The 12,786-nt window shown below is 44.2% G+C and carries 2 protein-coding genes; one reads left to right on the top strand and one right to left on the bottom strand.

Going from position 1 to position 12,786, the window contains the following annotated elements:
• Positions 1-418 precede the first annotated feature (418 nt).
• Positions 419-3,769, top strand: coding sequence for a TonB-dependent receptor domain-containing protein (locus tag GNIT_RS15970; protein ID WP_014110335.1), 3,351 nt, complete (start codon positions 419-421; stop codon positions 3,767-3,769).
• An 82-nt stretch (positions 3,770-3,851) separates the two neighbouring features.
• Here the strand turns inward: GNIT_RS15970 and GNIT_RS15965 are convergent, their stop codons facing one another.
• A complete protein-coding gene (locus GNIT_RS15965; RefSeq protein WP_014110334.1) occupies positions 3,852-12,719 on the bottom strand; it encodes a glycoside hydrolase family 94 protein in 8,868 nt (2,955 codons plus the stop codon).
• Between the last annotated feature and the right edge of the window lie 67 nt (positions 12,720-12,786).

Genomic DNA, 12,786 nt, shown 5'->3' with positions numbered 1-12,786 from the left:
AAACATCCACCTTTTGTCTCAGAATGCGGCATATAATCACGCGCGTCTGTTCGTTAAACCACAAAGCTATGGTTTAAACCAAAAACAAAAAATAAATATTTCTTCCTACTAATCAAAAGAACCATTCATTGCACCTAATTAGGGCGAAAAATTTAAATTGCATTAAATTGGGGCAAAACTCAGTGTGTTTCATGTTTTAAATAAAGTTATAATAATAAAAGTCTATTAAATACATATACTTATGTTTTTATCATGAGTAGTTATCTAGGAATAGAAATTGCTTGGTTTTGTTGTGAATAGTGCACGTTATGCACTAACTAATGCAGGTTTTGACATAGTTTGAGCTCTGGATTTCGAACAACACATTCAAATAACGAAATAGATTTTACCTGAGCGCTTAAGTAAATAGGGGTTATAAATGCACAACAAACATAGATTTTTTAAATATTCCACATTAGCGCTTGCGGTAACTTATTCGTTAGGTTCAATTGCACAAGAAAGCGCAGATGAGGCGGCGAATGAAACAACAGTTGAAAAAATTCAGGTAACAGGCTCTCGCATAGCACGTGATCCTAACTTAGCTGCACCATCTCCTGTACAAAGTATTTCCGCTCAAGAAATTCAGGTCTCTGGTGAGTTTTCGATTACCGACGTCATCAACGATATTCCAGCATTATTTTCATCAACGACAGCAGAAAGCTCAATAGATTCTGGCTTTGCTGACGGCGCGAACATTCTTAACTTGCGCGGTCTAGGCAGTGCAAGAACACTGACTATCGTAAACGGACGTCGCCATGTAGGCGGCGTTGGCGGCAGTGCAGCGGTGGATGTTGGTTCAATTCCAATGGCGCTGATTGAAAGCGTAGATGTACTCACGGGTGGGGCTTCAGCAGTATATGGCGCTGACGCGGTAACCGGCGTTGTGAATTTTAATTTACGAGATGACTTTGAAGGCTTTGAAGTTGATATTCAAACCGGACGCTCTGGCGAAAACGATGCTGAACAAGTAAGTATTTCAAGCGTTTGGGGCACTAACTTCGACAATGACAGAGGAAACTTTGCTGTTTCTGTTGAATACCAAGACGATAAAGGGTTGCGCGTCAGTGAAAGAGACGACGGACTCATACGAGGCTCAGCGAGAGATTGGACAAACCCTGCATTGCGCTTCCAGCAAGGGGACTTGGGCGCAAGTACGCCAAACTTAAGCCAATATTATGACTTTGCTAACACCGGATTGTTTCCTTTTGGTTTGTCTATTCCTTCAATGGCTACTTTTATCAACAACTATACAAGTGAATTTGGCTCAGCGCCTAATTTGACCGACGCTGAAATGGCACTATTTAATCAAGCGTCAACGGCTGCTCCACGTGCAGTATTACCTTACAGAACGTTTCCGTTTACGTCTGGGTATGGTTATATCATTCCCGGTAACCCTTATACTTTCGATGGATTTGATCCCAATACGCCAATTGATTTAGACGGAAACGGAACACCAGATTGTTTGGATTCTTTTTCAGGTTATAACTCAGTATTTGGCGCTGCTTCATTTGGCGTGCTCGGTGGTTGCTGGAATGTGAATGAAGATGGTTCCTATCGACCGATTAGGGATGGCTTGGTATCGGGTAACTTTGAAGGTTTTGGTGGCGATTCATATAATACTTTGCAACAGCAAAGAGGTTATATAATCACACCCAACGACAAAGTTGCCGTTAACTTCTTATTTAACTATGACCTTACGGACGATATGCGTGCGTTTGCTGAAGCAAAGTATGTGTTGCAGACCACTGAAAACGAATCTCAACCTACAGCGTTCTGGGATTTATTATTCGGTGCTCCTGACAACCCTTACCTACCCGAGTTCATTCAACCTATCGCAAATGCAACCGGTGGTGTTGCTATTACCGCCGACCCAATAGGTATTGGTTCGGGCAGATTAGAGCAAGAACGTGAGACTGTTCGCATAGTTGCCGGCTTGGAAGGCACGCTAGCTCACGAATATGATTATGAAGTTTACGTCAATTACGGGAAGTTTACTCGTGAAGCAAGGGGTACGGAAGATCTTGTCATTGTGGATAGATTCTTCTCAGCAATTGATGCCGTTTCTAACAATGGTACACCTGATTGTCGCGTCAACGTTGACGCTTCAGCGCCTCAGATATCGACACCCTTCAATATTCCTACATACGATCCAGGCTACTTTACGTTTACGCCTGGCGATGGCTCTTGTGTCCCTCTAAATATATGGGCTGGACGACCTGGCATAGACCAAGCAGCGGTAGATTGGATAACCGAAGACAGTTTTACAAAGGTAGAAATTGACCAACTTGTCATTGCTGCAAACTTGGCGGGTGACAGTTCAAATTGGTTTGAGATGCCTTATGGCCCGATATATTGGGCAGTAGGTACTGAATATCGTGAAGAGTCGTCGGATTCTAGCATTGATGATTTCCGCCAAGGACTGATTCCTGCTGGTTCTCCGTTTGCAGAGGGTACGAACATTGCGGATTATTCTAGCAACAATTCAATTGTATTCAGACCTGCATTACGTAGCCGTAACCAAGGCGGTGAGTATGATGTATGGGAAGCCTTTGTTGAAACCAGCATTCCTTTAATAGAAGGTGAAGCGTTTGTTGAAGAATTAACCTTAGATGTCGCCGCACGTTATTCGGATTACTCCACCGTGGGTGAAACGTTTACGTGGCGAACTAATCTTATGTATTCGCCGATCACCGATTTGCGAATTCGCTACTCCTTATCAAAAGCGGTGCGTGCTCCAAATATTAGTGAGTTGTTTGCGCCAGAGACAGGCACCACTTTCCGCCCCACTGACACGTGTAATGCGAGTGTTATTCAAGGTATTGCTGGTAATGATGCAGCAGCTGCAGCGCAAATTCAGGCTAACTGCGTGGCTGAATTTAGCACGTTTGGATTAAACCCATTTGATACCGATGGAAACTATGTTTATACCGATCCGCTGTCGGCTGCATTTGGCGGTGTCACAGGTGGTAACCCAGACCTTCTTGAAGAAGAAGCAGATACAACAACGATTGGATTTGTTTACGATTCTAGCGTTGTTGATGGTTTAACTGTCACTGTGGATTATTGGTCGATTTCAATTGATCAAGCCATCTCAGCAGTATCAGCTGATGACATTGTGAACGGTTGTTATAGTGGAGCGCAGTTGAACGATAACTTCTGTAGTTTGTTTACACGTAACACTGATTCAGCTTCACCACAGTTTGGTGGCTTGAATTTCTTAAGAACCACAGATATTAACTTCGCTAAATTAGAAACCTCGGGTGTCGATTTCACTATTGGCTACGAGCATGATGTATTTGACGGTAATCTAAGAAGTACATTATCAGGCTCTAAAGTAAACGAACTAGACCAGTTTACAAACCCGAACGATTTATCTGAAGTGAATCCTGAACTAGGTGAAATTCAGCGTCCTGAATATGCAGGAAACTTAGCGTTCAACTGGTCAAACGATGTATTTAGTATCGGTTTACAAAACCAGTATATTGGCAAGCAGCTGCTTGGCTTTGTTGAAATAGAAGAGTTTGAGCGCGGTGATTATGATTCATCTGTACAAATGGATGCAATGTGGCTGCATGATATCAATGCGAGCTATAAAATCGATGAAGTATTCACTGTTTATGGCGGTATCAATAACCTAAGCGATGAGCAACCCTTCCTGACTAACTTTGCTTATCCGGTTGGACCGAGAGGGAGATTCTTCTTCTTAGGTGTAGATATGAAGTTTGAATAATGAGTGACTGTTAGAGACTCATAGAAGTAAATATTGAAAAGGCAGGTGACTGGTATTCAGTCCCTGCCTTTGTCTTGCCTTTTCATCTATTCTGTTCTTGGCGCAAAGTTAGCATTACTTCATGGTCGACTTGATCATCCATTAAAGGGACATAAGGTGGTGTAATGGTATGTCCATCAAGTGTCATAGTTATTTCGGCCGGTTTTTTATCAGACTGATTTTGCTTGATAATAATATGATATTGAGTACTACCAAAAGTATAGTCGACAGAATAAGTAGTCCAAGCTTTTGGAATACACGGCACAATTTTCAATCGTTCTCCTTCTAGTGTTATCCCCAGCAAGGACTCTACTATCAGGCGGTACATCCAACCAGCTGAACCTGTGTACCAAGTCCAACCGCCGCGACCAATGTGAGGCTCCACGGCGTAGACATCAGCTGCGACAACGTAGGGCTCCGCTTTATAAGTAGCCACTTGCTCGGCACTGAGGCCGTGATTAAGAGGATTAATGATATTCATTAATTCCCAAGCGCGTTTACTATCGCCCATTTGCGCAAAAGCCATGGTCGCCCAAATTGCCGCATGTGTATATTGTCCTCCATTTTCTCGCACTCCGGGCACATAACCTTTTATGTAACCAGGATTCATCTCTGACTTGTCAAATGGTGGCTCTAACAGTTGTATTATTTTTTCGTCTCGCCGAACTAAGTGTTCATCGAGTGAATTCATGGCCTGAATTGTTCTTTCTTTATCCCCTGCACCAGAAAGCACTGACCAACTTTGGGCAATAGAATCGATAGTGCATTCAGGGCTAATTGATGAACCTAAAGGCGTGCCGTCATCAAACCATGCTCGACGATACCAAGCACCATCCCAGCCGTGTTTAGCTAAATTCTTTTGAAGCTTGTCAGCTTCGTTTCTGCAGTGTTCCGAAAAGGCATCGTCTTTATATAAATCTGCAACATCTGCAAATTCTTGCAGTATTTTATACAAGAAGAAACCCAGCCACACACTCTCACCTTTACCCTCTATGCCGACCGTACTCATACCATCGTTCCAGTCACCAGAGCCCATTAAGGGCAGGCCTTTTTCACCAAAACGTAAACCATGCAGTATTGATAGCACACAATGTTGATATAAAGTCGATTTCTCATGTGTGGTTGTTGGCAAGTCGTAATAAGATTCTTCATCGTCGTTCAGCTCTCGTCCCGCAATGAAAGGCGCCAGTTCATCAAGTACTTCAATATCACCTGTGCCGATAACGTAGCGACAAGTTGCCAATGGCAGCCATAAGTAATCGTCTGAACAGCGAGTACGCACTCCGCGTCCAACCGGCGGGTGCCACCAATGCTGAACATCACCCTCCAGATATTGTCGAGAAGCGCTAGTGAGCAGATGTTCTCTTAATAGTTTGGGTTGAGTATGCAGTAGTGCCATAGCGTCTTGTAACTGGTCGCGAAAACCAAAAGCACCGCCAGATTGGTAAAAACCGCTGCGCGCCCAAAAGCGGCAAGCTAAGGTTTGGTAAACTAGCCAACCGTTGGTCATTATGTTGATTGCCGGATCGGGGGTTGTGACTTGAACCGTATTTAAGGTTTTTTGCCAAAAATGGTGAACGTTTTCGAGGGCTCGGCGAGCAGAGCCGGTTTCCCGTAATTTCAACGCTAAAGAGCGTGCCTTGTGCAGATTTTTCCCCGCACCGAGTCGGAAAATAATGCGTTTTTCTTCACCATTTGCTAGTTCAAACGGCACTTGGATTGCTCCGCAAGGATCGAGAGCGGCTCCCAAACGGCCAGGTAATCGTTCTCTGGTCATTGCGTCGGGGCGTTGTAACGTGCCATTGCGGCCGATGAATTCGCTGCGATCACCACTTAAACTGCGGGACATATTGTCCACATCAAAGAAAGCCACTCGATCACCAAACTCTGAATTATAGGCGTTACGGGCAAATAGTGCTCCGCTTTGAGCGTCAATTTCTGTCACTACATGCATTGCAGATTTGGCACGTTGTTCATCTAACACCCACTCTACATAACCTGTGGCGGTTAATCGTCTTTTCGAGCCTGAATGATTACGAATTTTAAGCACCGAAAATTTAACGGCTTCGTTTAGATCTACAAATACACATAGTTCAGACTCGATACCGTCTTCAGTGTGTTCAAAAATACTGTAGCCAAAACCGTGTCGAGTAACATAAGGTGTTGTTCCAGTGCAGGGCATTGGCGTGGGTGACCAGAAATAACCACTGTCTTCGTCACGCAAGTAAAACGCCTCTCCTCCGCTCGCCCCAACACTGTCCTCGCTCCACGGTGTTAGCCGATACTCGTGAGCATTTTCGCTCCACGTATACGCTTGTCCACTTTCAGCAACTACCGTACCGAACTGCGAATTGGCGAGCACATTTACCCAAGGTAAGGGGGTTTTATTAGTTGCGCTAGTAGTAATGACATATTCTCTGCCATCACTGCTGAATCCGCCAAGCCCATTGTTTAATTGAAGGTTTTGCTCTGGTGCACGCTGCGGCTCAGGCTTTTTAAGTCTGAAAGTATTGCTGGGTTTTAGTGATGCAACTCGTTTTTCTGTTAAAACACGTCGGTTTATTTGGTCGGCCAGCGTACCTTGAGTATCGATAATCACAGCACGTGCTACAGCTTGTAAAAGGATTCTATCTTCACTTGATATTTGTTCACCAGAGCGCACAAATATGCCGCCTCGACGATTAATATACTTGGCTTCCGTCCCCGAAGTTATAAGACCCATGATATGGTCTTGCAGAAGTTGACGGTAACCCATTTGTTCTTCATTCCATATTACCAAATCGACTACCAGCCCTCTTAGCCGCCAATAAGAGTGGCATTGAATTAACTGACGCACCAACTCAATGTGTTGGCTACTAGAAATTTTGAGTAAGACTATAGGAAGGTCGCCAGATATAGAATGAGCCCATAGCCCAGATTGACCACGTCGATTTTGAGCTAATATTGCGGCATCTGCTCGTAGCGAGATGTTAGGATAAATAATGGAGCCCGCAAGGCGGCGATAAAGCAAAACATCAGATTCATTCACATTGATTTGATGAAGTGCAACGCTGCTATGCGTCCAGGCTAAATCAAGCACTCTATCGGTCAGGTGGCGATCTTGATATTTACCGATAAGCGCAAGACATTCTTCACGGCTATTAGCCATGCCGGTGACTAAATCTAGGGTGGCGGTTAAGCCAGAATCTAATGATAATGGACAACGAATGGACACGATTGGGTCGAGCACCGAGCCATCACTTCCTGATAAATCACCCGACGCTAGCAGCGCTTGTGGTGACACTAGTGAACGACCACGACCTATAAACTCTAAGCGATCTGTTGTGCTTGAAACCTTACCAATGCTTACGCCGTCACCATTGCCATGAGGCACTAATAGGTGGAACATCCAAGGTGTCTCTTCGTCTGCAGCACGTGCTCGTCGGGAACATAAAATGGCCTGACCGTTTGCAATGATTTCTGTTTGGACAAAAAGGTTACTAAAAGAAGGATGCGTATTATCTGATGAGGGTAAAGCCATCACCACTTCTGCATAAGTAGTGAGGTCTAGTTCACAGTGCGTGTTGGTATGATTACAAATGCGAATACGGCGCAGTTCAATGTCGTCTTCCGGCGAAACGACTATTTCACTATAAGTTTCGATATCATGATCGCAGCGTCTAAATTCAGCCCGTCCTCCTGAAAATAAAGCGTCATATGATTGCGCTGGTTTCAGCGTAGGTTGATACGTTGCAGACCAAAAGTGATTACTGCTTGTATTTCTAACATAGATAAAGGTTCCCCAATTCTCGCACGTTGCATCTTCGCGCCAACGTGTGACGGCCAAATCATGCCAGCGACTATAACCTGAACCAGTATTGGTTAACATCACATGATAATTACCATTTGAAAGCAACTGTACTTCGGGCGCTGAAGTTTGAGCTGTAATCGGAGTATTAACCGACACTTCTGGGTGCTCAAAAAGTACGCCGCTTTCGGCATGTTGTTCAATATGTGGTTGAAAAATTGAAGTTTTTGGTATGCGTTCCTGCAATAGTAACAAAGCAGATTTAAACATTGGATCAGATTCAAATCGCCGCTGCATAGGGCGTTTTAGCAAATGATAAGAAAGTGCTAATAAGCTCATACCCTGATGATGAGCCATGAAAGAGGGGATAATGGCGCTGGTTTGATCATGCAGCAAACGTGCTTTCGTATAATCAATTGCCTCATAAAAGCCATACTGACCGAGCATGCCGTTTGCAGCTAGTTTTTGTAGGTTTTCACAGGCAGCTTCTGGCGCTACCATTAACGCTAAAACGGATGAATAGGGGGCAACGACTAAATCTTCCGATAGCCCTCTTTTGAGTCCTAAACCAGGTACCCCAAAAGCGCTATATTGATAGTTTAAACTGGCGTCGACGGTATTGTAACCTGATTCGGAAACACCCCACGGCACTGCTCGCATTTTTCCGTAGGCAATTTGGCGGGCAACGGCAGCACGACATGTTTGCTCAAGTAAGGTGCCAGGGTATGTCGGCATAACCAGCATAGGCATAAGATACTCAAACATGGAACCGCTCCATGAAACCAATACAGGCTCGCCGCCCGCGCTGGTTTGCAACCGGCTCAAAGCAAACCAGCTTTCTTGAGGCAGCTGACCTTGTGCAATGGCAACAAAACTGCCTAATCGTACTTCTGACGCTAGTAAATCATAATAACTCGTATCGCGTCTTTGGTCGTCAACGTTGTAGCCGATAGCCAGAAGATTTCTTGTATCGTCGTATAAAAATGCAAATTCCATATCAGCAAATTTGCTTGCTCTCTCTGCTAGCTGTTCGCTTGTTGTAATACGTTGTTTAGCAACTTCTAAACCGACCGTGACGTGTTCCCGAAGGGCCTTCAGCCATTGACGATCTTGTTCAGTTATCTCTAATGCAAGCTGTAAATCGATAGTGAGTATGTACTTACTGCAAGCTTCACTAAGCTGGCGCATAGTACATATTTTACTCTCTTGCATAAATGGTTTGGCAAAGGATGCTAAGTTACGAGGAGCATGTTGTAGGCTGAGCCAAGGAGTAAGTAAACGCAATTCTTGTAGTGCTGAGAGACACTGTTGATGAAGATCTTCCGCCCAACGCTTACTTTGTGAAAGCGTTACATTATGCAATCCGCTTTGCAGACTAGTTTTGATTGTTTCTGCAGCATCAGAGAGGGTTATTAGGTGTAAAACAACTTGCTGAATGCTAAATGCTTTTTGCGGTCTAATGGAGTTTAGTAATTTGCGCATCGCCAGTATTGCATCTGACGGGAAATTGAAGTCTTCATTCGAATTTGACGCAGACTTGAAATGCTGCTGTTCATCAGAATATGAGTTTTCCACAATATCGAGAGTTGTACTGATACCCGAATAAACCCGTGGATGAAATATGCTTTGGTCGGGGAGTTCTAGCAGTGCCAAGCGTAAGGTTAATAAATGTCCGGCTAGGTTCCCACTGTCTACCGATGAAATATATCTTGGCGGCAGCACCTCCAATGACTGTGTATCGTACCAATTATAGAAATGTCCTTTGTGGCGATCTAATTTATCTAAGGTGGTAAAACAGTCAGTGCATCGTTGTAGCAAGACTCCTGCAGGAATAAAACCAAAATCATAGGCACTTACGCTTGCCAACAATGATAATCCAATATTAGTAGGTGAAGTACGATGTGCTGTTACTGGACCGGGTTGTTCTTGAAAATTATCAGGGATTAACCAATTGTCGTCAATTGAACTGAAGTGGTCAAAAAAAGCCCATGTTTTGCGCGCGATATTATGCAAAAAAGCAGTTTGTTCCGGTTCGAGCGTGGTTTCAAGGCGAAACTGAGGAAGGCTAAGCCACCAAGCTACAGCTGGAGAAAAAAACCACAGTAGTAATATAGGAAAAAGTGCGACTAGGTTGCTTATACTATCAGTGGACCAAACAAAGCCGCTGTCGGTTTTTTGCGTGTATACACTAATGATAATGAAGGCACTGAAAATCGCAATAGTTGGCGCTGCCCACATTGTGCGGAAGCTCCTCAAAAGCTCATTGCTTCCTTGCTTGGGCTGTTCTTCACTTAGTTGCCATTCTAGTAAACGACGACGAGTAAACAGCATCCGCCAAATACTGCGCAAAATCGCGGAGACATTAAAAACGGCTTCGTGGGGGAGGCAAGCTATTCTAAATCCAGCTTGCGCAAGTTGATGCACAAAATCACGCAAAACGGAATGTAAATGGTGACTAATTCGCATTTCATTCGGCTTTCTATAAGCAGCGATTAAGGCAGTAAAAACAGGTGGCAAGAAAAAAATGGCAAGAACGGCAAATGTCCAAGTTGTGGCGTTCGGCACTAGCCACCAGCCCATTAACAAGGTCAGCATGATAGCCAATGGCTCGATACTGCGACGCAAATTGTCGAATATCTTCCAGCGAGATAACGGTGACAAGGGATTATGAATGCTATTTCCAGTGGCGTCAGGCACCCAAGGTAATAACCAATGTGCTATCTGCCAGTCACCTCTTATCCAGCGCTCTCTTCGGCACATGTCAACGTCATAGCGACTGGGATATTCTTCATACATATGTACGTCGCTCAGCAAGCCTGAACGGGTATAGCAACCTTCTAGTAAGTCATGACTGAGTATTTGATTTTCTGGTAAACGATTGTTGAGCGAGCTTTCAAATGCATCTAGATCATAGATACCCTTGCCAATATAAGACCCCTCCCCGAATAGATCCTGATAAACGTCAGATATTGAACGGGTGTAGGGATCAATCCCGGGCTCTTCACCGCATAGTTGCGAATAGCGCGATGGGTTTTTTCCAGAAATACTGGCCGCCATGCGCGGTTGTAAAATACCATAGCCACCAATGACACACTGTTTTTGACTATCAAAACGAGGTTGATTGAGCGGGTGCGCCATTGCTCCTACTAACTGATGGGCGCAGTCTCTTGGAAGTAGTGTGTCGGTATCCAGCGTGATGACATATTTGACTTGCGTAAGTGCGCTAATATTACCAACAATTAAACTGAATCGTTCCCTGTGTTTTCCGCGCAGCAACGCGTTTAAGTCCCCTAATTTACCTCGTTTACGTTCGCAGCCCATCCACGACTTTTCTTGCTTATTCCAAGTGCGTGGACGATGCAAAAGAAAGAAGCGCTCGGCTTGATCAGGCAATGACGGTGTCGACACCGGATATTTTGCGTTCAGTTGCTCTATGCCCGCCCGCGCTTGTTGCAGCAATGCTTGGTCTGACGCTTGAGTTTTTTCAGGTGCATCATGGAAGTCGGTTAGCAGAGCAAAATGTAAATGTTGGTCGCGATTTCCTAAAAACCTGACTTCCAGTATTTCTAACAATGATTCAATGCCTTGGGCGCTGCTCAGCATACTTGGAATAACGACCAATGTTTGCATTGCTGGTGGTAAGCCTTTGGAGTAGTCCATGCGCGGCATCCGCTTGGGCTCTACCAAGATTGTAGCAAGCCAATTAACGAGTGCTGATGCTAGTTGACTAGCGGACAATAATGAAACGAATCCCAATAACAGAAACCGCCAATCGGTAATATCTATTTGGCCAGCAAGAGCAAACAAAGCAATGCTCGATAACCCAGTTAAACCTGCAATAGAACCGAGATAAAGAATGAGTGGCATACCGCGAACAAAGAAGCGTATGCGAGTCCTTATACTTTTCTTTACTTTAATTTCACTTTCTAACTGAGTAATGCCGCGGTCAACCAAGTAATAACCCACATGCCCAGTTGGCTCTTTGGCACCTTTGACTTCACTCGTATCTTCCTGTGTTAATGCTAATGCTTTTTTGGCTATTTCAATTTCAGAATATGAACATCGCTTGGCTAATCTATCGACTACTTGACGGTAGCTGTCACGTGTAGCAAAGTCCATTGCACTATAATGCCCAGATTGGTCTTGTCGTAAAATTTGTTCAACTCTACTATTGGCTTCAACAAAGTCTCGCCAATCCATCGCAGTTAGCCACCGCAGACTACCAATTGTGTTGCTAACTGATACTTGGTCTGCTGCCTGCTGTTGGGTTTCTATTTGAATCATTTGTTCGATGGTTAAACTTGATTCTGCCAGTTTTTGCTCAATCCACGTTAGAGGTAGTGCAAGAGCCGAGCCGTGTCCCTGCAGTTTTCGCGTTAACTCAGCCACGAAAGCGCTGCTTAATAGGGGCTTAGAACGAGCCATATCGGCAATCACTAAAATCAAGTTTTGAGGGTCGTTTTCTGCCATTTCAAGCATTTTATGAGCCCATTGCTGAGCCAAATTCACATACTGACGAGACGTTGTAATTCGAACACTCGCGCGCCGCAAATTCTCAATTAATGCCAACCTTAACATGATCGGAATTGCCCATAACTCACCTAACTTCAGCGGTGTAACTGTTTGGTAAGCTTCAACAAAATGAGCAAAAATTTCTGCATCTACACGTCCATCACCATGGGAAATAACATTAAGCGCAATATCGTAGACACGAGGTAGGCCGGATGAATTTCCTTTTGCCAATCGTGGAAGTTCTTTGCTATAGCCTTTGGGCAGATGCAAGCGAGCAGTGCGGATTTGCTCCTCAATGAGATAAAAATTATCTAATAACCATTCGCCAGAGGGAGCGATAGTTTGCTTAGACTTTATGGCATTCGCCAATAAATGATTGGTGTCGATGAGAACTTGTTCATTTGAATCTAGACGGCTCAAAAGCTGATCACGAGTATTAAAGCGGTCAATTTCATGCCTTTTCGCCAAAGCTATTGCATGCTTTTTCATTTGCTCTGTATTGAGTAACTCTGCTCTCATTGGCGTCTGCTGAACTGGCAGAGGTGATTTTGGCTTCCATCGCAATTGCGTGAAACGACGAAATATTTTATTGAGAGAAGTTTTTACATTCATATGATTTGCTTATGTTTAATGGCTAAATACACGTAGGTCGCTATTAGAGCGCTTTGCCTAGCGTTTT

It is taken from the genome of Glaciecola nitratireducens FR1064 (assembly GCF_000226565.1).
GTDB lineage: Bacteria > Pseudomonadota > Gammaproteobacteria > Enterobacterales > Alteromonadaceae > Glaciecola > Glaciecola nitratireducens.
Note: the sequence above shows the minus strand (reverse complement) of the source record. Positions and strands in the feature narration are given on the sequence as shown.